This window comes from Brevundimonas sp. ABV4_179 (genome assembly GCF_056311945.1).
Window position 1 is genome coordinate 2460996 of the sequence record NZ_CM149976.1, and the last position, 23933, is coordinate 2484928.

The 23933-nt window shown below is 67.0% G+C and carries 26 protein-coding genes; 7 read left to right on the forward strand and 19 right to left on the reverse strand.

The window, feature by feature from the left end:
* Positions 1-7: 7 nt before the first annotated feature.
* The 4 genes from ACYX4P_RS11935 to ACYX4P_RS11950 are packed head-to-tail and all read right to left on the reverse strand — an operon-like array spanning position 8 to position 4744.
* On the reverse strand, positions 8-1129 hold the full coding sequence (locus ACYX4P_RS11935; protein ID WP_292046217.1) for an ABC transporter permease: 1122 nt from the start codon (positions 1127-1129) through the stop codon (positions 8-10).
* On the reverse strand, positions 1126-2289 hold the full coding sequence (locus tag ACYX4P_RS11940) for an ABC transporter permease (RefSeq protein ID WP_292046216.1): 1164 nt from the start codon (positions 2287-2289) through the stop codon (positions 1126-1128). The genes ACYX4P_RS11935 and ACYX4P_RS11940 overlap by 4 nt, the downstream gene beginning before the upstream one ends.
* The gene (locus ACYX4P_RS11945; protein ID WP_312571501.1) at positions 2286-3338 is read right to left on the reverse strand and encodes an HlyD family secretion protein; all 1053 of its coding nucleotides are present in this window, start codon (positions 3336-3338) and stop codon (positions 2286-2288) included. Before ACYX4P_RS11945 ends, ACYX4P_RS11940 begins: the two co-directional genes overlap by 4 nt.
* Positions 3335-4744 carry a TolC family protein gene (locus tag ACYX4P_RS11950; protein WP_476069651.1) on the reverse strand — a complete coding sequence of 470 codons (1410 nt, stop codon included), beginning with the start codon at positions 4742-4744 and terminating at the stop codon, positions 3335-3337. Before ACYX4P_RS11950 ends, ACYX4P_RS11945 begins: the two co-directional genes overlap by 4 nt.
* A gap of 224 nt (positions 4745-4968) precedes the next feature.
* On the opposite strand from ACYX4P_RS11950, the gene ACYX4P_RS11955 reads away from it, so the two are divergent.
* The 5 genes from ACYX4P_RS11955 (at position 4969) to ACYX4P_RS11975 (ending at position 8559) form a co-directional block, all read left to right on the forward strand.
* Positions 4969-5454 (forward strand): TetR/AcrR family transcriptional regulator, encoded by a 486-nt coding sequence (locus tag ACYX4P_RS11955; RefSeq protein WP_312573037.1) that lies wholly within the window; start codon positions 4969-4971, stop codon positions 5452-5454.
* Positions 5455-5563: 109 nt separating this feature from the next.
* On the forward strand, positions 5564-5749 hold the full coding sequence (locus tag ACYX4P_RS11960; RefSeq protein ID WP_292074614.1) for an NAD(P)H-dependent oxidoreductase: 186 nt from the start codon (positions 5564-5566) through the stop codon (positions 5747-5749).
* A gap of 116 nt (positions 5750-5865) precedes the next feature.
* Positions 5866-6327: a VOC family protein gene (locus tag ACYX4P_RS11965; protein ID WP_054765647.1), complete on the forward strand. Its 462-nt coding sequence runs from the start codon at positions 5866-5868 to the stop codon at positions 6325-6327.
* Positions 6324-7001, forward strand: a complete 678-nt coding sequence (locus ACYX4P_RS11970) for a PD-(D/E)XK nuclease family protein (RefSeq protein WP_292046209.1) — start codon at positions 6324-6326, stop codon at positions 6999-7001. The genes ACYX4P_RS11965 and ACYX4P_RS11970 overlap by 4 nt, the downstream gene beginning before the upstream one ends.
* A 70-nt stretch (positions 7002-7071) precedes the next feature.
* On the forward strand, positions 7072-8559 hold the full coding sequence (locus tag ACYX4P_RS11975) for an ATP-dependent nuclease (RefSeq protein WP_292046208.1): 1488 nt from the start codon (positions 7072-7074) through the stop codon (positions 8557-8559).
* A gap of 80 nt (positions 8560-8639) precedes the next feature.
* Here ACYX4P_RS11975 and ACYX4P_RS11980 read toward each other — a convergent pair whose 3' ends face one another.
* The 4 genes from ACYX4P_RS11980 to ACYX4P_RS11995 all read right to left on the reverse strand — a co-directional run bounded on the left by ACYX4P_RS11980 (position 8640) and on the right by ACYX4P_RS11995 (position 11653).
* Positions 8640-9638, reverse strand: coding sequence for a relaxase/mobilization nuclease domain-containing protein (locus tag ACYX4P_RS11980; protein ID WP_292046204.1), 999 nt, complete (start codon positions 9636-9638; stop codon positions 8640-8642).
* The gene (mobC, locus tag ACYX4P_RS11985) at positions 9635-10156 is read right to left on the reverse strand and encodes a plasmid mobilization relaxosome protein MobC (protein WP_292046202.1); all 522 of its coding nucleotides are present in this window, start codon (positions 10154-10156) and stop codon (positions 9635-9637) included. The genes ACYX4P_RS11980 and mobC overlap by 4 nt, the downstream gene beginning before the upstream one ends.
* Before the next feature lie 257 nt (positions 10157-10413).
* Positions 10414-11289, reverse strand: coding sequence for an ArdC family protein (locus ACYX4P_RS11990; protein ID WP_292046199.1), 876 nt, complete (start codon positions 11287-11289; stop codon positions 10414-10416).
* Positions 11290-11359: 70 nt separating this feature from the next.
* Positions 11360-11653 (reverse strand): DUF736 domain-containing protein, encoded by a 294-nt coding sequence (locus tag ACYX4P_RS11995; RefSeq protein WP_292046197.1) that lies wholly within the window; start codon positions 11651-11653, stop codon positions 11360-11362.
* Positions 11654-12239: 586 nt separating this feature from the next.
* Between ACYX4P_RS11995 and ACYX4P_RS12000 the strand changes: the two genes are divergently transcribed.
* Positions 12240-13154 carry a HEPN domain-containing protein gene (locus ACYX4P_RS12000; protein ID WP_292046196.1) on the forward strand — a complete coding sequence of 305 codons (915 nt, stop codon included), beginning with the start codon at positions 12240-12242 and terminating at the stop codon, positions 13152-13154.
* Between the two features lie 74 nt (positions 13155-13228).
* Here the strand turns inward: ACYX4P_RS12000 and ACYX4P_RS12005 are convergent, their stop codons facing one another.
* From ACYX4P_RS12005 to ACYX4P_RS12040, 8 genes are all read right to left on the reverse strand, one after another.
* Positions 13229-13585, reverse strand: coding sequence for a hypothetical protein (locus ACYX4P_RS12005; protein WP_292046194.1), 357 nt, complete (start codon positions 13583-13585; stop codon positions 13229-13231).
* A gap of 171 nt (positions 13586-13756) precedes the next feature.
* Positions 13757-14080 carry a matrixin family metalloprotease gene (locus ACYX4P_RS12010; protein ID WP_349679343.1) on the reverse strand — a complete coding sequence of 108 codons (324 nt, stop codon included), beginning with the start codon at positions 14078-14080 and terminating at the stop codon, positions 13757-13759.
* A gap of 295 nt (positions 14081-14375) precedes the next feature.
* Positions 14376-15272, reverse strand: coding sequence for a hypothetical protein (locus ACYX4P_RS12015; RefSeq protein WP_292074619.1), 897 nt, complete (start codon positions 15270-15272; stop codon positions 14376-14378).
* A 104-nt stretch (positions 15273-15376) separates the two neighbouring features.
* Positions 15377-17440, reverse strand: a complete 2064-nt coding sequence (locus tag ACYX4P_RS12020; protein WP_292046189.1) for a ParB/RepB/Spo0J family partition protein — start codon at positions 17438-17440, stop codon at positions 15377-15379.
* Between the two features lie 321 nt (positions 17441-17761).
* Entirely contained in the window at positions 17762-18235 is a 474-nt protein-coding gene (locus ACYX4P_RS12025) for a thermonuclease family protein (protein WP_476069659.1), read from the reverse strand.
* Between the two features lie 8 nt (positions 18236-18243).
* Positions 18244-19251 (reverse strand): plasmid partitioning protein RepB C-terminal domain-containing protein, encoded by a 1008-nt coding sequence (locus ACYX4P_RS12030; protein ID WP_312570823.1) that lies wholly within the window; start codon positions 19249-19251, stop codon positions 18244-18246.
* 1 nt (position 19252) lies between these two features.
* Positions 19253-20131: a plasmid partitioning protein RepB C-terminal domain-containing protein gene (locus ACYX4P_RS12035; RefSeq protein WP_292047573.1), complete on the reverse strand. Its 879-nt coding sequence runs from the start codon at positions 20129-20131 to the stop codon at positions 19253-19255.
* Positions 20128-21696, reverse strand: coding sequence for a recombinase family protein (locus tag ACYX4P_RS12040; RefSeq protein WP_292047571.1), 1569 nt, complete (start codon positions 21694-21696; stop codon positions 20128-20130). The genes ACYX4P_RS12035 and ACYX4P_RS12040 overlap by 4 nt, the downstream gene beginning before the upstream one ends.
* 79 nt (positions 21697-21775) lie before the next feature.
* Between ACYX4P_RS12040 and ACYX4P_RS12045 the strand changes: the two genes are divergently transcribed.
* Positions 21776-22156, forward strand: a complete 381-nt coding sequence (locus ACYX4P_RS12045) for a hypothetical protein (protein ID WP_292047568.1) — start codon at positions 21776-21778, stop codon at positions 22154-22156.
* Between the two features lie 61 nt (positions 22157-22217).
* Here the strand turns inward: ACYX4P_RS12045 and ACYX4P_RS12050 are convergent, their stop codons facing one another.
* From ACYX4P_RS12050 to ACYX4P_RS12060, 3 genes are all read right to left on the reverse strand, one after another.
* Positions 22218-22421, reverse strand: coding sequence for a hypothetical protein (locus ACYX4P_RS12050; RefSeq protein ID WP_292047566.1), 204 nt, complete (start codon positions 22419-22421; stop codon positions 22218-22220).
* Positions 22422-22488: 67 nt separating this feature from the next.
* Entirely contained in the window at positions 22489-22905 is a 417-nt protein-coding gene (locus ACYX4P_RS12055; RefSeq protein ID WP_476069663.1) for a very short patch repair endonuclease, read from the reverse strand.
* 41 nt (positions 22906-22946) lie between these two features.
* The gene (locus ACYX4P_RS12060) at positions 22947-23933 is read right to left on the reverse strand and encodes an HNH endonuclease (protein ID WP_292047562.1); all 987 of its coding nucleotides are present in this window, start codon (positions 23931-23933) and stop codon (positions 22947-22949) included.

Consider the following 23933-nt stretch of genomic DNA (forward strand, 5'->3'; position numbering starts at 1 on the left):
CCGCAGTTCACGCTCCGGTCGAGGGCGCTCCGGACGGCCGGGTGAAGCGCCACCACGCCACGCCGCCGTAAAGGAGGATGAGGCCCAGGAGGTTGAGAACCTCGCGCCCCTGTTCGACGAGGCTGGCCCCCATCTGGTTCACCCCGACCATGAGATGGATTCCGGGCGTCGTGGGCAGCAGTCGGGCGAGGAAGGCGAGCCAGGTCGGCGTCGCCTCCGCGGGCCAGGACAGTCCAGCGAGAAAGAAGATGACCAGGGAGGTGCCCATGAGCAGTTGCAGGGGCCGCTCGCGGGTGCGGAAGACGCTCGCCAGGGCAAGCGCCGCTGCAACCGTCGCCGCCACGAAGAGGCTGCCGGCCACGATCAGCGTTCCGGGCGCGGCGGCGGCCCGTGGATAGTCTTGGAACCAGAAGACGAAGCCGGCGTAGTAGGCGACATCGATCCAGCCGATGACGAAGAAGGCGAGCGCGACGCCGAGGAGACGACGGGACGCAAACCGAAGCCGGCCCCCCTCGCCACGCAGGGTGGCCGCCAGCATCGCCAGTCCCATCAGCAGCGTCTGATGAATGATGAGGAAGCCGACGCCCGGAAAGACGGTGCTGCCGTATCCTTCGCGGGTGTTGAACAGCGGGTGCGCGATCACCGACAGGGCCGGCGGCGCCGGCGCGCCCTGCGCCATCGCCTGATCGACGGCGGCCTCGCCCGCCTCGGCCGTGATCGCCGCGCCTATGCCGGCCAGCGCCGTGCTGCTGCGCAGCAGATAGGCGCCGTTGCCATAGAGGGCCACCGTCCCTTGCCCGCCGGTGAGGATGCGACGTTCGAACCCCGCAGGCACGACGACGATCGCCCCCGCCCCTCTCGTCCGCAACCAGTCGTCCGCCGCCTCGGGCGACGGCAGGCGGGCGACGAGATCCGCCTGCTGCAGACCCGAGAGCTTGTGCACCAGCGAACGGCTGGCCCCGGTGTTGTCCAGATCCACCACGGCGACCGGGATCCGGACGGCGACCTCGCCGGAATAGGCGGAAGGGTAGAAGAAGGAATAGAGGATCGTCGACACCACGATCAGCATGAAGGCCGACCGGTCGGCGAGGACCGCGCGAAACGTCGCGATGAAGGCCCGGCCGATCAACGTCGCCCCCAGACATCGGGTTTGCGGGAGGCGGCCAGATATCGCGGCAGGCCCAGCCCGAACCCCACGACCGCGAAGGTCATCAGGATCAGCAGCAGTTTGGCCGACATCGCCGCGGGCGCGCCCATCATCCATTGTTCGGCGACGAGACGGGCGAAGGTGGTGTAGGGCAGAAGCGCGCTCCAGACGCGCGCGAAGGCCGAAGCGGATTCGATTGGAAAGACGGCCCCGGCGAAGGCGAAGGAGGCGCCCGCATAGAGGGCGGTCATGGACAGCGCCTGCCCCATGGACAGCGTCAGGCCGACGATCAGCGTGGCCATACCCGCATAAGCGAGATAGAGGCCGACATAGCCCGCCAGGAGCAGGCCGACGCTGCCTTCAACCGGCCAGCCGCGAAACGCCGCGAGATAGATGGTCGCCAGGGCGCCCCAGACGAGAAAGATCGCCACATAGGGCGCGATCTTGCCCACGACCGCCGCAGCGGCCTCGCGCGGCGGCCCGGCCAGCCAGCCGCCGATCGTCCCGTCTCGCAGTTCGCGTCCCAGGGCGCTGACGACCGCCACCATGAACAGCAGATGCAGCAAGGCCGGGTGGATCAGGGCGACCAGTTGCAGCTCGTAGCTGGCCTGGGGATTGTAGAGGATGCGGCTCTGGACCTGGATCGGCGCCGGCCGCACCCGGCCCGGGCCGAGGATCGCCGCGCTCTGTTGCGCGGCCAGGGTCCGGGCCTGGCTCTGGATCACGGCGCCGACCTCGCGCAGCACTGACCCCGAGGGCGTGGAGTAGCTGGCGTTGTAGAAGACCAGCACCCTGCCCGCCTCGCCGCGCAGCACCGCGCGTTCGAGCCCTTGCGGCAGCATGACGATCGCATAGGCGCGGTTGGACCGCACCACGCTCTCGGCCTCGGCCATATCCTTGGGGCGGGCCGCCACGTGCAGGCCGGGCGAGGCGTCCAGACGACGAACCAGATCGCGAGCGACGCTTCCGCCGTCGGCGTCGACGACGGCGACCGGCAGATCGCGCATGACCCCCGCCGACATCTGCACGGCGACGAGGGCGAGAAGCGCCAGCGGTAGCCAGACGACGAGGAACAGATCCCAGAAGCTCCCGCGCAGAAAGGCGATCTCGCGTCGGGCGCCGGCGAGAAACGCCGCGATCATTGCGGCCAGTCGAACAGGACGGTCATGCCCGGCCGCAGCCCGTCGACGCGCGAGACCGGTGCGACGCGCACCTCGAAACTCTTGACGTCGAAGCCGCTCGACTGCCGGGTCGCGCGCCAGGTCGCGAAATCTCCGGCGGGAGCGATGAAGGTCACCCGGAACCGGGCCGTGCGGTTCTCCAGAGCGGGAATACGACCCGTCAGAGTCTGTCCGCGTCGAATCCCGCTGAACTGATCCTCGCGCAGGGTGAGCGTCACCCAGGGATGCTCTATGTCCGTGAGCATGAAGACCGGGAACCCTTGGGGGACCAGTTCGCCGGGCTGGGCGAGCCGCCGGCCCACCTCGCCGGACGACGGCGCCAGCACCCGGGTTTCGCGCTCCGCCGCCTCGACCTCCGCCACGGCGCCGCGCGCCTGCCGCACCTGTCCCCCGGCCGCCTGGCGATCCTGTCGGCGCGCCCCGGCCAGCGCCAGGTCATACTGGGCGCGAGCGGCGCGGGCGGCCTCCGTCGAGGCCACCGCATTGGCCCGGCTCTCGTCGCGCTTCTGCCCCGCGATCACGCCCTGATCGTACATCTCCTGGGTGCGGGCATACGTCGTCTGGGCCAGATCCGCCGCCGCCTGCGCGCGCCGCCATTGCGCTTCCGCGGCCCGGATATCCTCCGGACGCGCACCTTCGTCGGCCTTGTCGGCCGTGGCCTCGGCGGCGACGAGGGCGCCGCCCGCCTGTTCTGAACGTGCCGCGACCTCGGGACTGTCGAGGGTGTAGAGCAATTGGCCGGCCCGGACCGGCTGCCCCTCCTCCACATGGAAGTCGACGATCCGCCCCGTCACCTTGCTGGTGATCCGAAGCTCCCGCGCATCCACCATCCCCTGAAGCTGATCGGGAACGGGTCGGTAGCTGAGCCAGAGGCCGACGCCGAGCCCCGCCACGATCAGCGCCCCGATGCCGAGGGGCAGCAGTTTGCGGCGCCGTCGAGACGGTCCGGCGTCGCCCCGTTCCCCGCCCGGCTCCGTGTTCGGCGTCGGCGTGTCCTGGGTGTCGGTCATGGCGCGATCCTTTCGCCCTGGTCGATATAGTCGGGCATGTCCTCGATCCGGCCGCTGACATGAAGAAGGCGGGCGAGCGCGACCACGAAGTCATGGGCGGCCTGGGCGCGCTGGATCCGCGCGCGTCCGACGCCGAGTTGGGCGTCGATGACGTCGAGCGAGGTGGTTTGCTGCACCTGGTAGCCGACCATCTGGACGCGCAAGTTCTCCTCGGCGGCGACGATGGCGCTGTCGGTTCTCTGGAACCGCCGCCGGGCCGCTTCCGCGTCGTTCCAGGATCGGGTCACGCCGATCTCGATCTGGCTTTGCGCCTCGCGCAGCCCCGCCTGGGCCTGGGCGACCTTCTCGCGCGCGGCGCGGACATTCTGCGAGCGATCGACGCCGGAGAAGAGGGTGTAACGGAGACCGACCCCCACGGACCAGTCCGGATCGGTCAACAAGGTGTCCCGACGATCAAAGTTGTACTGGGCGAAGCCATAGACCGTCGGCAGAAGCTCGGCGCGCTGGGCGGTGACACCGGCTTCCGCCTGGTCTTCCAGGGCCTGGAGCCGCTCCAGCTGCGGGTGGGCGCGATAGGCGGCTTGCAGATAGGTTTCCAGCGGCTCGAGCGGCCGGAGAAGCACGAAGAGAGACGTAGCCGGATCGATCCCCGACGGCGCCCTCAAGGTCCCAGAGAGCGCCGTGTCCGCGCTGGCCAGATTGGCTTCGGCCGTCTCCAGTTCGCGCGCCGCGTCGTCACGCGCCACCTCCACCTGCAGGCGCTGGGCGCGACTGATGAACCCGCCGCGCTCCAGAATCGTCGCATCGGCCAGGTGGCGTTCGAGGCCCGCCAGGACGTCGCGGCGGACGTCCCGAACCCGGGTGAGCAACTGTTGCCCGAAATAGAGTTCGGTCATCTGCAACAGGGCGTTATCAACGACGATCTGGCGCTCAGCCCGGGACTGGCCGAGTTGAGCCTCAGCGGCCGCCTGGGCGGCCGGAATCCGGCCGCCGGAATACAGCGGGACGGTGGCGGTGACGATCGGCCGCGTGCTGTCGCGTTCCATCTGGAACTGCAACGGATCGCTGATGGCGTAGTCCTGAGCGACATCCGCCAAGGGCCCCAGCGGCAGATAGAGGGTCTTTTGATACCGCATCATCTGGCCCTCGAACTCCACCGTGGGCAGCCGCAGCGTCCTTACAGCGTTTTCCTGGGCTTCCCGGCTGCGGACATCGGCGTCCGACGCCTCAATGGCGTCCGAGCGTTGCAGGAGCCTGGCCTGCGCGTCGCGATAGGTCAGGGGCAAAGGACCAACGGTCTGGAGGCCGGAGGTTTCGGCGTCAGAGATCTGGGCCTTGGATGCGGGAGCGTAGGCGGCCGCACAGGCCGAGGAGATCAGCAGGATCAGCAGGATGGAAGGGCGCAAGGTCGCGAGGTTCTCCTTGGCCGACCGTAGCGTTGACATCGATCCATCTCAATACATACCTGTATCGAATGATCCAGAAGACTGCTCTCTTGAGCCCAAGGCCTGTCCGGAGCCGTCCCACGCGTGCCCAGACGCGCGAGCGTATCCTCAACGGCGCCCTGGAAGCCTTCGCCGAACGCGGTTTCTAGGGGGCGACACAGGAGGACATCTGCGAACGGGTCGGATTGAGCCGGGGGGCGTACAACTCCAATTTCCGGTCCAAGGAGGAGCTGTTTTTCGCCATCTACGATCGGACGATCGAACGGCTTGAACGGCATCTCGAAATCTCGATCGCTTCGGCCCAGTCCAGACCGGGACCGGCGGCGGAGAACTTCGTCAGGGCGTTCATCGCCGGCTACGCCTTCGACCGCAGTTGGTATCTGCTGCAGGCGGAGTTCGGCCTGCACGCCCTGCGCAACCCCGCAGTGGCGAGCCACTACGCCGCACGGCAGGCTCGCATCCTCTCGGTTATCGAAGAGGCCGTCTGCCGCGTATGGAGCGGAATCGAGCCCGGCCGCCCCCACGCGTCTTCTCGCGTCGCTCGCCTCATTCTGGCGGTCCACGAAGGCGCCATGTTCCAGCGCCTGCTGGAACCATCCGCAATCAAGGACGGGGAATTGCTCGCCCTCTTCGCCGAGTTTCTGGTCTCAAGGTCCGTCATCGACGCGTGATGAGCGTGGCGCCGCCCGCTCGCCTCCGCCTTCGGCAACGACCGCGATGCAGGCGGCGCAACGCGAGGACAGAACGCCGCCAGCCAGCAGCCTCTATACCGAAGGCCCCTTGGCGAGCCTGGATTTTCAGGAACCCTATCTTCGCCTCCTGCTCGGCTTCATCGGGATCAGCGATGTCGCGTTCGTCCAGGCTGAGCGGATCAGCCTTGGACCGGACGCCCGAGAAGCGGCGATCAACCAGGCGAAATCCACAATCGCGGTCGTCGCCGCTCAGCCCTTGTCCGACGACGTCTAGACCCCGCCTCGGCGAGCCCCCGGCTGGCCAGCCCGAGCCCTGCCCTTGGGAGCGAGCGAGCCACCGATGCCCCACCCACGTCCCGCCGTCGCTGCGCGTTGAAATGGAGGTCTTCCATGCCTGACTTCGCGCCGCCCGCTGTGAATCACGGCTCCGTTTTCGCCGACATGCGCGCCCACCACGTCGCCATCCGCACGCCCGATCTGCAGCAAGCTCTCGACTTCTACGTCGGCGTTCTGGATTTCCGCATCGTTGCGACCTGGCCTCACGGCGACAGCCTGCTCGCCTATATCGCCCCGCCCGCTGACGACCATTTCTACGTCGAGATTCTGGGAGGCGGCGCGCCAGTACCGGTCGAGACTCGCCCCTACGCAGATTTGAGCGATAGCCTGCAGTATCGCGGCTATCATCACCTCTGTTTCGCCGTCGCCAGCGTGGACGCGACCATCGAGCGACTGCGCGCACGCGCGGTGACGATCGTGACAGATCCCTTCGTCGTCCCCGCGATCAACCGCAAGCTCGCGTTCTTCTGCGACCCCTTCGGCAATCTCATCGAACTCGCAGAGGTCCTGAGTTGATCACAGACCATGTCGCCTATGATCGACCGGCAGCGGAGGCCGCGCTGACAATGCCGTCCCACCCCGCCATCGCGACATCGACGACGCTGTCGAGTTCGGAACGGTCGGACCGGGAAAGCGGCGCGCTGATCACCGGCGTTGTCGACCTTCTGGAGCGCGTTGAGGCTTCGCCATCGGGCGATCCGCACCGCGAGGCGGTCGGGATCGTCGATTTCAAGGCCCACCGGATAACTTCTATCGAACAGTTCGACGAGCTGAAACTCCAGGCGGAACGACAACTGCGACTTTACGCTCACGCAGTTCAGTACGCCTTCCCCTATCAACCGGCGACCGCCACCGCCCAGCTAATCATTCCGAAGGAACCAGTCCCGGAACTCGCGAGCCAGGGCGTTACGGACAGGATCAACATCGATGTGTCCCCCGCCAGCCAGGGCGCGGCCCTGGACGAGGTGCGGACGGCCGTTGCAGGGATCAAGTCTAGCCTCAAGTCACAGGACTTCCCGTGTTATGGTCCCCTGAACGGCTGGTGCAAACGTTGCGATTTCCGGACTTTCTGTCCCGGTTTTGTCACCTGGCGCAGACTCAATGCATCCTCGCCATCTCCGCCTCAACCGGTAGAGGAGCGTGAGGCCGAAGTTGACGCGGTGATGGTGGATCAACTTGCCGGGTCGTAGACTTACTCACGCCGAACGCCGCCTCGGGGAGTTCTGGGACAATCCTCCCCCGGCCTTCCAACGTCCCCTCTTGCGGCAACTTCGGGTGGAAGGTGGTCCCGGACTGCGCGGCATCCGTCAGGTGGTGGTCTCCTTCCACTATCCGTTGACGATTGTCTGCGGCCGAAACGGAGTTGGAAAGTCGACCGTTCTGGGTCTGGCGGCCCTGTCAGCCCGCCCGCCTGCCGATTGGCGGGTGTACTGGGGCAACGCCCGCCCCCGCACCCAGCCGGACGCACGCACGCGATATGCGTTCAACGACTTCTTCCATCGTCGTCGCGGCGCGCCCGCCCTTGAGGGGCTTCGCCTGACCTGGGTCCTGATGGATCGGGGCAATGAGGTCGAGATAGTGGACCGCTTCGAGGACGGCCGCTGGAGGGGAGTCGCGGATCCTGGGCGTCACAGGCGAGCTGGCGAACGACCAGCCCGAGAAATCGACTTCATTCCGATGGCCCGGGTTTTGCCGGCGAGTGAGCTGGGCGCCCTGCGCGCTGCCTTCAACCGTGACGCCGTAGAGGCCGTTGAACCGCTTACCGAGGAGTCTATCGGCAAACTCTCCTACATCATGGGCCGCCCCTACACCCAGGCGGAGACACAGTTCGTTCGCGGATTGGGCCTGGCGTCCGCAACCTCAGGCGTCGCCTACACCGGCTTCGACATGGGCGGCGGCGAGAGTTCGGTCATCGTCCTGCTGTCGCGTCTTCAGGCCATGCCGATCGGGGGTCTCGTCGTCATTGAGGAGATCGAGCTCGGCCTGCACGCGGAGGCCCAGATTCGGCTGATCAGCGTTCTGCTCGAATTCTGCACTGAGCGCCGGCTTCAGATAATCTGCACCAGTCATTCGGAGACTGTTATCGACGCGGTCCCTCGTCGCGCGAGAGTTCTGCTGCGACGCCACGGTGGGGAGCATGAGGCGATGGCCCATGTCAGCACCCGCTTTGCCGTCCATGAAATGGCCGGTCAGGTTCAGCCTGAACTGCTGATCTACACCGAAGATGCCTTCGCCGCGATGCTGGTGGAGGAGGCTATCGCGGGGCCCATGAGGCCTCGAATCGCCATCAAGGACGTGGGAAGCAACGCCACGCTGGCGCGGCAATCCGTCGCTCACCTCCGCATGAACCCCCAGCTCAAAGCGCTGAGCGTCTACGATGGAGACTGCACCGAAGCTGAGGTCGAGGGTTGGGTTCGTGGTGAACGCGGCGAACGCGTCCTGAACCCGGACTCCCTCATTCTTCCCGGCGATGGCCGACCGCCCGAGGCCTGGCTGCTCGGGGAGCTCGCCGGAGAGTATCGCGACCAGTTCTGTGCCGAACTCGCCTGTACGCCAGCAATCGCGGACGGGCATGTTCAAGCCATGAGCGTGCGCCCCGATCACCACGACAGCGGATTCGAGCTCGCCCAACGAACGGGGCTCGCCCCGGATCAGGCTCGCCGGATGATCATCCGCGCCGTCGCCCGGACACATCCGGCCCTCGACCCGCTGCGCGCCCGGATCTCGGACCTTCTGGACGCCCAGTGATAAGCGTTCGGCTCACCAACCGCCGCTACGAGCCACGTTCAGCCGTGTGAAAATGTTGCATGTGCGCCAAATGGAGGCCTTCACAGCTCCCTCTGATGGTCAGTGGGCCGCCGCTCGTCATCCGGCCTGATCAAGGTCATCTGTCGATCTTTCAGCGTCGAGAAACGACGTATGTATCCCCTCAAAGCGAGGCCCAGCGCCCTGTCTTCCCGCCGAGCCGAGCGCGAAAGAGCGATCGCTTCTACCGTCAACCACCGACGTATGCGCTCACGCCTCTCTGTTTGCTTGGCTTCCCAGGGTGCCGCTGTGCGCTGGCTGGGTCCATTACGCTGATGAGAGTTGATCCGGACGCGGGGTCCCCGACCATCCTGCTCAGACCAGCGCTCGCGCATCTTGCGTACCGGCATAGGTTCAGCCCGGCATCGCACTCCGCGCGCCCGGCGTGGACTAGCCTCCGCCTCCACGCGGCGGTCACGAAGCGCCTGCGCAAAGCGCTGGCGCCAGACCTCAAGGTCCGCCTTTCTGGGATTGAGCCGCGTTCCATCCGAACCCAACGCTCTCACCGTCAGATGCACGTGAGGATGACCGCCCTCGTCATGCAGGGCGAACACATAAGGAAACCGCGCCCCGAACGACTCCGCTGCAAAGGCTCGCGCCGCATCGTGCAGCCGCATCGGATCTGTGCCCCTTGGCATACTCAGCACGATCGAGCGGGAAAGAGGCCGATCCCGCCGACCGCGCGGCTCCAGCATTGCCTCCACCGCCCAGTCCGATGCGAGCACCCTCATAGCCGCCCGCCCCTCGAACCGCTCGCCGTCCGGACCCTCAAGGTTCAGGCTGCCGTTGCGGCTGGTGTAATCGAGGTGCCGCATCAAATGATCCCCATCGCGCGTGCTGCCGGTGACCTTGACCATCACCTCAGGGGCGCGCCGGATGATCCGCGCGAGCTGCGCATAGGCGGCCGCGTCGCCGGCCCGTCCGGACGGCCTCAACACCGGCTGGGTGATCCGAGCCCGGCGAACGTCAATGGGCGGGCGCAGCGCCTCCTCGAATCCGAGCGGCCTGCGGAATTCGGTCACGGCTCGGCCGACCAATAGGCCAGGTTGCCGGCGAAGGCCTCATCCAGCCCGTTCAGATGCGCTCGGATCTCGGCGGCGAAGGCGGCCAGCTGGGCCACTTCCAAGTCGAGGACGGACCCTTCCATCACAGCCGTGTTAAGGGCGCGGGCGATCTGGTTGATGTTCACGCCGATACGGTGAAGCTCGCGCCGGACGCCGATCAGGGCCATCGACTCCGGCGGCGTCAGTTGCAGCCGCCCATGCAATCGCCGACGGATGAGGGCCGCCGCCCATTGCGTCCGCAACAGCCCGGCGCGGGCCGCCTCGGCCTCCAGGCGCGCCATGTCGTCGTCGGACAGCCGGAGGGTCAGCTTGGCCGACTTCGCGCCGGGCGGGGCTTGTTCGGGCTTCGACAGGGACGCCTGTGCGGCCCTCTCCATGATCGCCCGCAGGTAGCGGGACCGTCCGCCGCGCGCGGCCGCCGCCGCGTCGAAGCGGCGGACCAGATCGGGCGGGAGGCGAAGGGTGATGCGGTCCATCGGGAAACGGGTCTGTCAGACATTGCCGGCGCAAAGCCTATCCTGCCCTAGACCGCGAACCGCCTCGTCCCGCAGCCCTACGGAGGTTCCCCGCCCTCCCCTCGGCGGCCGCAATCGGCCGCTCGCCCGCCGCCCTGAAGGGCGCCCCAACCGAGAGCGGCGACACCCTCATCTCATCTCTCGGCCCCCATCCGAGCAAGAAAGAAGCCGCGCCCGGTCAGGACGCGGCTCAAGCTCAAAGCGATGATGTCAGCCCATCAGGGATGCGCCTCATGCAGCCAAGCGACCGCCCTTTGCGCATGCGCCGCCGCCGAGAACAGGAACCGCTTGTCGGCCTTCAGCACCTCGAGCCAGTGGCCGAGATAGGCCGCGTGATCCTCGCGCGGCTCGAGTTCGAGGCCGAGGTCGGCGCAGAGGAAGGCGGCGCCGAGTTCGGCGACCAGTTCCTCGCGTGCGTAGGCCTGGGTCGAGCGGCTGAAGTCGCGGGCCAACCGGGACTCATGGCCGGTCCAGTGCACGCATTCATGACCGAGCGTGGCGTAGTAGGCGCCCGCGTCTCTGAAGGTCTCGAAGGGCGGCATCTGAACATGGTCGGACGCCGGGACGTAGTAGGCGGCCGATCCGCCGTGGCGGATGTCGGCGCCCAGCCCGGCGAAGAAGCGTTCGATCGCTTCCCGCCGCGCGTCGGGATTGACGGGTTCCGCTGGCGTCGGACGATACGCGTCCGGCAGGTCGTCGATCTGTTCGATGTTGAAGACGGTGTAAGCCTTCAGGAACGGGATGCGCTGTTCGACCTCCTCGCCTGCGTGGTCGGTTTCGGTGCGGACGATCTGGTTGGCGTAGATCACGGTGGAGCCCCTCTCGCCCCTGCGGACATGGGCACCCAGCGCCAGAGCCTGACGGAAGGTCATCCAGGTCGGCGAGGCGAACCCTCGACTGAAGGCCTCCGACCACAGCAGCAGGATGTTGACGCCGCTATATGGCGTACCGTCGTGGCGGAGCGGACGGGTGACCGGGGCGCCTCCGGTCCAGGGCTGGGTCCACGGCCGGACGCCGGCCTCCAGCTGGTCGATGATCTGGTTGGTGATCCGGGCGTAGATGTCCGGACGAGCGGGATCGACGGGGCGCGTCATGGCGGCCTCCTCAAGGATGGATTGTTCGGATGAAGGGGCAGCGGCGCGTCCGACGCGCCGCCGCTCCGGTTCAGCGGGACCAGATCAGGCTGTGCCCGCCCTCGATCTCGACCAGCGAGGCGTAGATCGGCGCCGGGAAGCTGGGGTCGTCCAGTTTGACCGAGAGGTATTCCCGGTTCTCGCGGGAGGTCTTCTTCCAGGCTGCGCCGAACTCGGTCTGACCCGCGAAGATGCGGTAGTCCGGCGCCTTGTCGTCAGTCTTCTCGTTCGGGCGCAGGCTCGCGCTCTTGACGTTGAGGGTCAGGGTCTTGATCGACCCGGTGTAGCCGTCGCCTTGGGCGGTGAAGGTTCCGATGGCGGCCATGTCAGTCTCTCCTTTGCTGTCGGGCCACGCCTGTCGCGGCCTCGATGGCGATCGGGAGACCGGGGGCCGGTCGGCGCGCAGGGCGAGCGCAGTCGAGCCCCCGCAGCGCAGCGGAGGACCGCAAGCGAGAGTTTCTTGTCCCGCGAGGAGGCCGTCAGGCCGGGGAAGAAAGTCGAACGCGCGGTTGCGTCCAGCCGGCCGGCTTCCGGTCAGATCCGCCTTTTCGAGAGGCCGCGCGGTGGCGCGCGCAAACAGGGGAAAGACCCACAGACCGTCGGAGCATCACTGACGCAGGCGACATGACCCAAAGATCACGACCCGCTCTGACGCCTGGAGCCGCAGACCACAGCCCACATTGAAAGGGGAAAAGGTGCGGGCGTTGGAACCTCTGCGTGGAGGCCCGGGACTTTCAGGCGGCGCCGCGACGATTTTCCGGCGGACCGGCCCTACGGCGAACAGACGACGCCCTATGGAACCGGCGCCCGCGGCGGCTAGGGTAGCGATTGTCAGCGCCGGAGCCTAGTTGCGTGCGGATCGGGGCGTTTCGACTCTTGCGTGTCGGCCCCGCATTTCGGAGACTCCAGGCATGAAACGTCCGCTGAGGAAATTGCCGCTCGCGAAACAGCGTGAACTCGACGCCGCCGTCGGGATCATCCAGGAGGGCTTCGCCAGGGCCATCGCCACGCGTCGGGCCGACCGGCTGAAGAACGGCCGCATCCTCAAGATCATCCTGTTCGGCAGCTATGCGCGCGGCGACTGGGTGCACGATCCGGTCGGGCGCTATTTTTCGGACTTCGACCTGCTGGTCGTGGTGGACCACGAGGACCTGACCGACTTCGAGTTCTGGGAGGACGTGGAGAAACGCCTGCTGGCCGAACTGTCGGCAAACGCCATGCGCACGCCCGTCAGCCTGATCATCCATAGTCTGGACGACGTGAACTGGAAGCTGGAGCACGGGCGCGGCTTCTTCATCGACATCGCCCGCGACGGCGTGGTCCTGCAGGACACGCCCGGCGTGACATTCTCAGAGCCCCAGCCCCTGCCGCCGTCCACCGCGTTGGAAGAGGCGAAGGAGTACTATGAGGAATGGAAGCAAGACGCCGACGAGTTTCTGGCGACGGTCGAATTTTGTCGGTCTCGGGGCTTCACGAAGAAGGCCGCATTCAATCTGCATCAAGCAGCGGAGACAATTTATCAGGGGCTCCTGCAGGTCCTGACCTTCTATTCGCCCAAGAGCCATAACCTCATCCGCCTCCGAAACATGACGGAGCCGCTCGAACCGAGCCTGCGCGAAGTCTGGCCGCACGACACCAAGTTTCAGAAGCGCTGCTTCGAACTGCTGCGGGCGGCCTACGTCAAAGCTCGCTACTCACGCCACTACCGCATCACTGACGAGGAACTGGCCTATCTCACCGAAAGGATCAGGGTCCTGCGCCAAGTCGTCGCAGAGGCTAGTCAGAAGCGCATCGCCGAGCTCCGCAAGACGGCCGATCAGGCCTGACCTAGGCCGCGCGTTCTGCTGCCGCCGCTGGCCGCCCGGCCGAGACACGACCGGGCGGCCGACTGAACCGAAATCTAATCGCGGCTGTCGCTGAGGTCGATCAGCGAGAAGATACGGCGCGCCACGTCACAATCGGCGTCTGTTCGGCAGTTCGCCGTGGCGCCAAGTTCCATGCCTCTCCCCGGCGTCGGCGCCGACTGATGTGTCTGCGCTTCCGGCCGCCTGACCCGCATGCGCAACGTCCTTCCACCAGCGAAGGCATCGGTCGCCGCGTAGGAGACGAGGTCGGCCTCCTGCCCATCGACCTTCATGCGATCCTGCGACCAATCCTGCTGGCCCAGAGGGCCTTCCGGAAAGCCGACCTGGGGCCGGTATTCGAAGACGATTTCGGTGGCGTCGTTCCCGACCACGATGAAGCTGGGATCGCGCACGCCGGAAGGCTTGGGAACTTCGCGGAACTCCGGAGGCACATGGATCGTGCAACAGGGATCGAATGCGACTGCCCGCCAGTCGGCCGGAACGGCCTGCTGCCCTCGTCCGGGATCGGCGGAGCAGGCCGCCAGTGAACTGGTGAATAAGATCGCGACAACAACGGCTCTCATCTATCGGGCTCCGTACTGTCGGCGCAGTTCCGCCGCCTCCGCAGCGCAGGGACGCGTGCGGGTGTCCCCGGCGAAGGTGCCGTAACTCATGGCGCAGCTGTAGTCGTTGTGATGACCAAAGCCGAGCGTGTGCCCAAGCTCATGCAAAGCCACATATTCGAAACTGTAGCGGTTCGACGCCACCCCGCCGCTCGTCGGACACTGGAGGTCGCCATCCGCAGTATAATAGGAACCGTTCCAGTAGAGCATCTGGTCGTTGATGCCGATCCAGGCCGAGTTCATCGTCGTGCCGGTGTTCGGATATCTTGTAGCTTGGCCAGGCACGGACGGGCCTAGCCGCTGCGGCGCAAATGTGACCCGACCGACGTAGGCTTGGCGGTCCGTCTGATAGTTCTGCGAGGTCCACCCATACGTCCACCGCGATCCCTGAGCATTCCACGTATTGATGGCGCGCTGGGTCGCAGCATCGCAAGCGGGCGGCATGTCTACGTGAATGAAGACCTGTGCCGAGGGCGTCGCCCACTTCCGTTCCATTGGCGGTGTTTGCGCAAACACCGGCGTAGCGGCGAGGCATGTGCAAAGGGCCAGAGCCGCCGGGCGGAAAACCATTGATGCGGATTTATTGAGCTGCATTTCTAGCTTCCTCGATAGAAGAAAGACGGGGTTGTCCGATGACTGTGGGCATCAGGCCCTCTGGAGAAACCAGATAGCCCGGCATGATCTGCGCATAGGCTGCATCCTGGCCCTGCCTGCCTGCCTCAGCGACCAACTGCTGGTAATAGTCTCGCGACAGGAGCAGCAGGAATTGCTCGCCCGCAGCGGGACGCAGGTCGGTGCTGACGTCCATCGTTTCCGTGGACTGCTGTCGAAGGGCGAACTCGGCGCCTGGTGAAAGATCGCCTTTAAGGCGGTCCACCACCCGAAATCGGACTGTTGAACCGAACCCATCGCCTGCGCTGGTCTGGCGCTGATCCAGCGCCTCAGCCACGACGATACTCTGGGCAAGAGCGGCCTGCTGTTGGAAAGTGGCCTCCCCTCGGATCGCGGCGGACGCCGCTTCGAACACATCGACGCCGCGCGCGCGATTCCGGAGAATATCCGCAGGCCGCAATCCGGCGGCCGCAAGCAGCTGGATAACTTCAACATTCAGCGCCGACTCCAGCCGAGCCCGCATCTGCGGGTTTCGTCCGAGCCCATTGGGGGCGATGCGTGCGTTGGCCAAAAGCGGTCTAAGCTGAGCGACTAGTGCATTTGCGCCCCGTCGGGAAAGCGCGGCTTCCCTGATCCGTTGGCGCTCTGCCGTTCGCTCAAGGAACGCTTCGACGGGATCGGTGGGTGCCGCCGTAGTCGGACGCTCGATCCCAGCGGGAGCATCGGGGGATGCCGTCGCCGGGGCGGTTTGGGCGTTCACAGCCGACGCCAAGGCCGTGGACAGAACAACCGCAGCTATAGATGCGAGTGGCTTCACTGTTTCCTCCTGGTTGTAGTCCTTTTTCCAATCCCATTCGCCGATCAAGGTTCCGGGAATTGCGTAGATGACCGTCGAGCGTCTCGTCCCGATAAAAGACGACCGCGCGACCCCCGACGCGCGGTCGCAATGCGCCACAGCGATCGTTTGTTTTATTCAGCCGCGCAGGGATAAGCGTGGTCATCCGACGTTGCGGCGTCCTCCACATCAGCCTCTTCAACCGCCGCGGTGCGCAGCACCGGCGGCAGCCACCCCCTGCCCTCCAGCAGCCGCTCCGCCGCCTCGGCCATGTCGGCCTTCTTCATCCCGGCGATCCGCCCGGCCTCCTCCGCGCCGACCGCCTCGGTCACCGCCTCCAGCACCCGCGCCTTGGACACCCGCGAGAAATACCCCGCCGCCGTCGCCGACCACGTGCCCGTCATGTCCAGACCGACCGCCGTCGCCAGCGTCTCGGCCTGGGTCAGGGCGCCGGGCCTGCGGTCGTGCGGATCACGCACGGCGTAGAGGCCGACGCCCGCGCAGACCGCCATCAGGTCCAGCAGGTCGGCCCGGTCCATCGGCGCCAGGACGGCCCACAGGTCCTCGGCCTTCTCCGGCAGCCGCGCGCCCCACGCCTCCAGCCTGTCGGCGACCCGCCGTCCGGTGGGCGCATCGCTGACGCCCGGGGCGAGGCGCTCAAGACCGGTCACGGACAGGCGCAATTGCAACGGCGTCCAAAGGCCGTAGCCCGGGTAGAAGACCTGCAACGCCAGCGCATGGACCACGGTCAGCAGGGCGGCTGCGATATCGGCCTGCACCGCGTCCCGCAGGCCCATGGTCCTGTGCGCGGTCAGGTCCATGACCAGCCGGTCTGACAGGGGCGCGAGCCCGCCCTCTTCGTCCGGGTCGGGTGCGACAGCGGCGGAAGACGCCTCCACGCCGTCGTCGTCCCCGGTCGCCTCCCCTACCTCCCAAGGCGGCGGCTCATTCGCCGCGTCATCGGCGCGGACCAGTCCGCGCTCGAAACGGGCCAGCCCGTCATAGCCCAGCAGGACCATGACCCCGGCCCGCGCCCTGGCCTCGGGCGCATAGTCGAAGTCGGGACCGAAGGCCTGCAAGGCCCGGTCGATCTCCTCCAGCCGGGCGTCCACCTCGGGCGGCAGGGTCTCCGCAGCGTCCGTCTCGGAGACGAGGCGGTCGTATTCCTCGCACAAGGCGGCGATCTCGGCGGCGTCCGCCTCGGAGCGGGCGACCTCGACCGGATAGACCCGACCGAAGGCCGAGGCCTCAGCATAGTCTGAGCCGACCTCGGCCCATTTCCAGCCCTCGCGGGCGCGGACCTCCTCGGCCAGCCCGGCCAGCTTTTCAGCCACCAGCCGGTCCAGCAGGCTCACGTCCTCAAGCCAGCCGCCGCCGTCCTCCGTGAACAGGTCGCGCAGGACCGGCCCGCCCGCCTCGGCATAGGCCTCCACGCCGATGAAGATCGCGCGTCGGTCGTCGGCCCGGACCTTGGCCTCGGTCATGGCCCGGCGGATGGCGTAGGCCGGGGTATGCGGCCCGGCCTGCTCCAGCACCTGCCGCTGCCGGTCCTGATCCTCGCTGACGCAGAAGGCCGTCAGCTGGTCCAGCGCCAGCGTCCCTTCCCGATAGGCCGCCATCAGTTCCGGCGCCGCCGCGCCGAGCCGCAGCCGCTGGCGCACCACCTGGGCCGTCACCCCGAACCGCGCGCCGATCTCCTCGGGGCCGTAGCCCTTCTCGTCCGCGAGCCGCCTGAAGGCCTCGAACTGGTCGGCGGGATGCATGGCCTCACGGGTGATGTTCTCATCGAGGCTGATCTCATGGGCGTCGTTGTCGGCGTCCACGATCACCCGCACCGGATGGGTCCGTTTGATCGCCTTGCGCTTGACCAGCAGCCTGAGCGCCTGGCGCCGCCCTTCGCCGATGGTGACGAGGAAGTCCCCGGTCGGGGCGCCCTCCCCGTCCCGCTCGATCTCGACCACGGGCGGCTGCAACACCCCCTTGGCCCTGATGGAGGCGGCCAGCGCCTCGATGGCCGCCGCCGAATGTTTCACCTTCCGGGCGTTCCTCGGGGACGCCTTCAACCGGTTCAGGGGCACGAGGATCGGGGCGCCGTGACCCGGCGGCGAGGCCGCCGCAGGATCGGCGGCCTCGATGGCGTCCGCTGCGGAGGCGGCCGCCGCCGCAGGGGTGTGGTCTTTGGAAGTTTGAGCCGACATGTCTGCCTCCTTTGGGCATGGGTTGCAGGCACGCGAACCGCGCGCCTGAAACTCTGCCCGTCGGCGAGACCGGGGTAGCAAGGGCCAGGGCGGACCGGCCGGAGGGGGATCGCCCGGCCTGCACAAGCCTCGAGACCCGTGCGCGCCGTCGCCCTCTTCGTCGGCGCGGAAGGCCGGGGAGACCGGCCGGTCCGGCGGCGGAGCCGCGGACCCTGGCGCGCGCGAGGGCGGAGCCCTTAGCCTTCAACCTGATCGGGTGACCATGGCGCGCAGCAAGGTCGAAGGGGTCGGTCGATCACGCCTGACCCCGAGCTACGCGTGCTACTGTCGCCTCCGGCGGCGCCATTCCCAGGGCGCCTCCACCGTTCCGACCCAGACACCACGCCGCGCCCGGCGCGCGGCCGTCTCCTCACTCAGATAGGCTGTCCCGGCATAATCGGCGTAACGGAGCGCCCAGCCCTCCCGGACCAGCCAGGCGCCGATGTCCTCATCCCCCACGCGGCAGTCGGCAACCATGCGGCCATAGCGGTCCCGATCCCGCTCGAAGCAGCGGACCGCCTGATCCCGCAACCGCGCGTCGAGGGCATTCGCTGCCGCCGTTCCGCACCGCCATGTCCCGTCGTCAGGGGTCCCGCAGGTCTGTCGCCCCTCGGGGGCATCCACGCCCCAGAGCCGAACGCGCTGCCCTTGGATCTCCAGTGTGTCCCCGTCGATCTCCGAGGCGCGGCCCGCAAGACCCGGCTCGACCGGGACGCAGGCGATCAGAATCAGAAGGAGAGGAATCGTGCGCAGCATTCCCCTTTCTACCCCAGCGCCGTCAGCTGATCAGAAGGACCCGCCTCCGGACGAGGACTCGGCCATGGAGAGGTCTCGTCGGCGCCATCGCCCTCGGCAGACGAGCCGTCATCGTCGTCATCATCTTCGGCGGCCGCCGCGTCCAGGGAGGCCACGCTGATGATCGAGCGGAAGCCTGAGAGGATTTCCGGATGACGCGCGGCGAGCCACTGCTCGATCGCCGGATTGGCGACCAGCCGCGACAGGTAGCCGGAGGCGATGACGAGATGCAGGACGTCGTCGCCGTAGGAGGCCTCCAGCGTTCTGAAGTCGGCGGTGAGCGACGCCATCTCGCGCTCCATCCGCGCCATCTGCTCCGCCGTCATACCGCCGATCTTCTTGGGCTTGTGGGACTGGACCAGGTCCGACTGCCGTGTCGCGGCCAGCAGGGCCCGGGCGTAAGAGCCAGTGAAGTTGCCGGCCGAGATCATCAGCTCGGCCGCCTCGATCTGGCGGACCGCCCGCATCTTGCGCAGCATTGTGAAGGTGGACGGGTTGACCGAGCGGTCCTTCAGCAGTTCGACCACTTCCGGGCAGATGCCGCAGAGCATGTCGCGCTTGCGCTGGATCGCCTTCACGTCCACGTCCAGCGCCCGGGCCAGCTTCTCGGCCGGCACGCCGCGCTCCAAGGCGCGCACGATCATGTAGTGCTCCTGGATGGTCGCCAGCCGGTTGACCCGGCGGTTGTAGGTGAAGGCCTCGTCGTCGTCGGAGACCAGGCAGCGGATATCCCGCTCCCCCAGTTCCTTGAGGATCGACAGGCGGACGTGACCGTCCAGCAGCATCCAGGACCCCTGCCCGCGCGGCCGGGCGACCACCAGGGGCTCGATTACACCGACCTCGGCCACGGAGCGCGCGATGCGCCGGTATTTGACCGAGCGCAGCACACGGTCCTCGACCTGCCGCATCGGCAGGATGTCCTCGATCGGGATGACCCGCAGGTCGCGTTCGAAGGCGGCTTTGACGGGCCTGTCCATCTCAGCCCTCCGCGCGGCCCAGCCGCTCGGCCAGCGGCCTGGGCAGGGTGTGCATGGACTCGGCGCGCAGCAGGGTGACGAAGTGGTCGTCGTCCAGCAACTGACGCAGTCCGTTGACGACGAACAGAAGACGGCTCTGGGCCAGGGACGCCTTCTTCACCAGCAGCTTCTGACGATCGGTCTCGCGGCGGTAGGCCCGCACCAGGGCGTCGGCCGTCACCGGCCGGCCCGCGCGCGGTCCGCGCGAGCCGCTGAGGCCTGCCTTGCCGCTGGTGCGGCGCTGCTCGATGATCCGGCGGATCGCCAGCACCTGGTTGCCCGGCAGGGCCTTCTGCTCATAGGCGTCGGCCAGGGCCGCCTGCACCTCTCCCTCTCCAGCCTTGGCGATCTCTACCGCGACCGAAGGCGGAATGAGCCCGCGTTCGACGGCGGTAATCAGCCGCTCCTCGCCGTTGTCGAGCAGGAAGCAGATGGCCCAGACCCATTCGGGGCTGGAGTCCGTTTTGGTGGCGATCTCCTGGGTGGAATAGCCGCGCGTCTTCAGGGCGCCGATCTCCCGGACCAGATCGAGGGGGCGATGCTGGCGCCGGGCGAGGTTCTCCACCAGACTCATGACGAAGCAGTCCTCGGGCGTCGCCTCGGCGATCACGGCCGGGATCTCGGTCTGACCGAGCGCGATGAAGGCCTCCAGTCGCCCCTGGCCGCAGATCAGGTCGTAGCCGCCGTCCTCGCGCGGGCTCACCGTGATCGGCTTCTTGAGCCCCAGGTTGGCGATGCTGGCGACCAGTTCGTCGAAGATGCGTCGGTTGCGGACGCGCGGGTTGAGGATGGTGATCGCCGATACCGGGACGGAGCGGATTTCAGGGACAGCCGGGTTCACGCGGCGCTCCTCAGGGTCGCGCGGCCGGTGAGTTCGAAGAAGCGCTCGAGGTCGTCGAACCGGTAGGCGTCGAGCGACACTCCATTGGTCTCGGCCAACCGGACCCGGTCCTGCAGGCCCAGGTCGATCCAGGGCAGCAGATAGTAGTCGCGGACGGCGGCGTTGGTCCCGTCCATCCGCGCGGCGATGGTGATGTCCGGCTTCAGGCCCGCGTCGAGACGGATCTTCCAGCGCAGGTCGCCCGACGCGGTCCGGGTCGAGCGGACGATTGCCAGTGAGGCGGTGAACTCCTCATTGATGGTGAGCAGATCGGTGACCGGATCGACGCGGACCGCGCCGCCCAGGCGTTCGATCTGCGCGACCGTCCCGGACACTACCTCCGGATGGAGGGTGCGCAGGAAGCGGTTGGTTTCCAGATAGCGATAGTCGCGCGAGGGCGACCAACCGACCAGTTCATAGGCCCGCATCAGGCTGCCGAACCTCTGGCGATAGGTGGAGCTTGACGGCATGTCCTCAAGCTCGTCGATGATCAGGCCCGACAGGCAGCCGCGGCGCTCGAGCAGTTCGGTCAGCCGCTCCAGCATCTCGGCGTCGGTGTAACGGCGGCAGCGTTCGGCGATGATGCGCTGGGCCGCCGCGAAGAAGTCCGGGTCGACGATGCCCTCGAAGGCCCCGTCCGCCCGCACCCACATGTCCGGCGTATTCGCGACGCGCTTTTTCTTCAGCTTGAAGGAGACGCGGTTGTAGACGTTGTTGCCGATGTATTTTTCATTGGTGAGGATCTGGTGGACGACCCCGCGCGTCCACGGGCGGCCAAGGTCCGTCACCTGCCCTTCTCCGTTCAGGAGGGCGGCGATCTCCCGCTCGGAACGGCGGTTCAGGACGAACATCCGATAGATGCGCTGAACAAGATCGATCTCCTCGGCCGGACCCGGCGTCAGGACCACCCGATCGGTCTGCAGGCTCTTGTGCTCGCCGCGCAGCAGCGTCGCCTTAGGCCGTCGCTGCTCGTCGACGAGTTGCCGCCGCAGGCCGTAGCCGGCCGGTCCGCCCTGGCGGTAGCCCAGGCCGATCAGGCGGCATTGGCCGGTGAAAACCTTGACCGAGAGCTCGCGGCTGTACTCGCCGGCCATGGCCCGCTTCATGCTCTTGATGATAGTGGCGCTGAGACTGCCGTCGTTCTCGAACTGCTCGGCGCAGTAGTGGATGCTGATGCCCGCCTCGCGGCACAGGAACTCGTAGTAGGCGCTCTCGTCGGCGTCCTGGAACCGGCCCCAGCGGCTGACGTCGTAGACCAGCACCACCTCGAAGTCGGCGCGCCCGGCCTGCACGTCGGCGATCAGCCGCTTCAGGGCGTCACGACCATCCAGCCGCAGCCCGCTCTTGCCGTTGTCGGCATAGGTCTCGACGATCTCGAACCCGCGCTGAGCGGCGTAGCGGGCGATGATCTCGGCCTGGCTTTCGGTCGAGTACTTCTGGTGCTCGGTTGACATCCGCACATACTGGGCGGCGCGGATCATGCGCGCGGGTCGGGCGCCCGCACGGCTGTCTTCGGTCTGGGTCATTCAGGGTCGGACGCCTTCTCGGGCGTCTCAGGTCCTCGTCAGTTGGCTTTCCAGTCAAGCTAGCGGCCGGGAGCCCTGAATGTCGTCTACGCAGAACGACCGAAAACTTCGGTCGGAATCCGGAAGAAGTTTTCTTCAATCCGGCACGTCCGGCGGCGTCGACCGCTTCGCCGAAGCCATCGCCGGCGCGCTCCGCCGGGAGTTCGGCACCGTGCCCGGGGCCGTCAAACAGGTTGTCCGCATCACGGGGGCGAACGAACGCGCCGTGCGGAACTGGTTCGAAGCCCGCAATGCGCCGAACGGCGAAAATCTCGTCATCCTCATGGGACGCTCCGATGAGGTTCTGGAGATCGTCCTGCAGCTTGCCGGACGTCAGGAACTGGTCACGGCCCGTCGGCTGTCCGGCGCGCGCGACAAGCTGCGCGAGATGCTGGCTCTCATGGACGATCTGCAGTCATGAGGGCCATAGCCCGATCCCAAGCGGCCGCGCTATCGGCCTGCGGAGAACAAACTTACGAGGATTAGGCCCTGCCGCGCACCTGATCCTTAGGAGCGAGAATATGCAGCCGCCCGTTGTCGGACGGCAGCCAGGCCAGGAAGGTCGCATCGGGAAATCCCGGCGCCCGGCACGTCAGCTCGACCGGATCGTCGCGGATGATCTCCATCCCATTCTCCTCAGCGGCCTTGCGCAGCAGTCGCTCGAGATCGGCCGGAGCCTCCATCATCGCCATTCCGAAAGGGGAAAGCGTGCGTCGGCGAAGGGGTAATCGCCGTCCGGCAAGCGGGGCGTGGTCATGACGTCGTCTCCTCGGGCGGAACACTATCGGAAGCGGCGGCCTGCGCGAAGACGGCTTCCCTAAGGGCCCCTTCGATGACGGCCTCCTCTTTCAGTCCGCACTCCCACAGCACCAGAACGCGCCAGCCGTCGGCCTCGAGTGCGGCGATCTGGCGGGCGTCCCGCTCCACATTGGCCGCGAACTTGGCCTGCCAGAACTCGACGCGGGTCGAAGGAGTGCTGGCGCGGGAGCATCCGGGATGCCTGTGCCAGAAGCAGCCGTGGACGAAGACTACGAGCCGGTGTTTCGGAAAAACGAGATCGGGCCGTCCCGGGAGATCCTTCCGGTGGAGGCGGAAACGCAGTCCCATGCGGTGGGCGATGCGTCGGACGCGGACTTCCGGAGCGGTGTCCCGACCTCGGATCTTCGACATGTTGGCGCTTCGGCGCACGGGGTCGAGCCTGTCGGCCACCGTCAGTCGGCCCGTGAAGGGTCCGGGGCGACCAGTTTTCCGGCATGCACCTGATCGTGGTGGACGTTGCATAGCGTCACCAGATTCCCGACCGTATTGGCTCCGCCGTCCTTGTGATGCGTCACATGGTGCAGCTCGAGGAACTTGCGGGGGTCTTCGGTGCGGAGTTGATCCCGCGTCCAACCGCAGTGACGGCACGCGAAGCCGTCGCGCTCAAGGACGGCGACGCGCACGTCGTCGGGAATTCGCCGATCGTGCTCGGGAGCCTGCTTGTCTTCATCCAGGACATAACTTCCCACGGGCAGATCCGGACGTCCCTGCATACGGGTGAAGATGGGCCAACCCTCTTCGGTGCGGAGCTCCCGGACACGACGGGCCCATTCGCTTTTGTCGCCCGCGAGGTAGCGCAGCTCCTCGAGCGTCACCGGCGTGCCGACATTGGCCCGCAGATACGCCAGGATCTTGGCCTTCACTCCGAGCTTCTGCTTGCGGATGGTGTTGAGCAGGTTCCAGCGGTGCGCGGCGTCCCGGTCCTGGTCGGCGCGGGCGAGAAAATAGTGGTCGGGACGGACCGCGTCCAACGCTAGGCCCAATGCGGCCGCGAGATCCTCGGCGGCCTCGGTGTTCTCTTCAGCCAGCTCCCTCAGCGTCATGCCGGTGTAGATCCACCAGCCGAACTGCACGCGCAGTTCGCGCACGCGCCGGGCCCATTCGCCGATCCCGGAGACGACGAGCAGCTCGTCCCCTTCGATCAGGGTCATGGGATAGCGACGCAGATAGGCGATGATCCGTTCGCGGGCCGAGCTGGTCGCTTCGGGCAGAAGACTTACGCCCAGAGCGCGCAGTTCATGAAAGACCGGGACCAGGCTTCGCACCTGATCACGCAGGTCGGCGCCTTCCAGCCGCGCGGCGAAGGCGTCCAGCATGTCCTTAAGCCGTGCGACTTCGTTGGAACGGTCGATCGGCAGGAGGGGAAGCGGGTCGCTCAA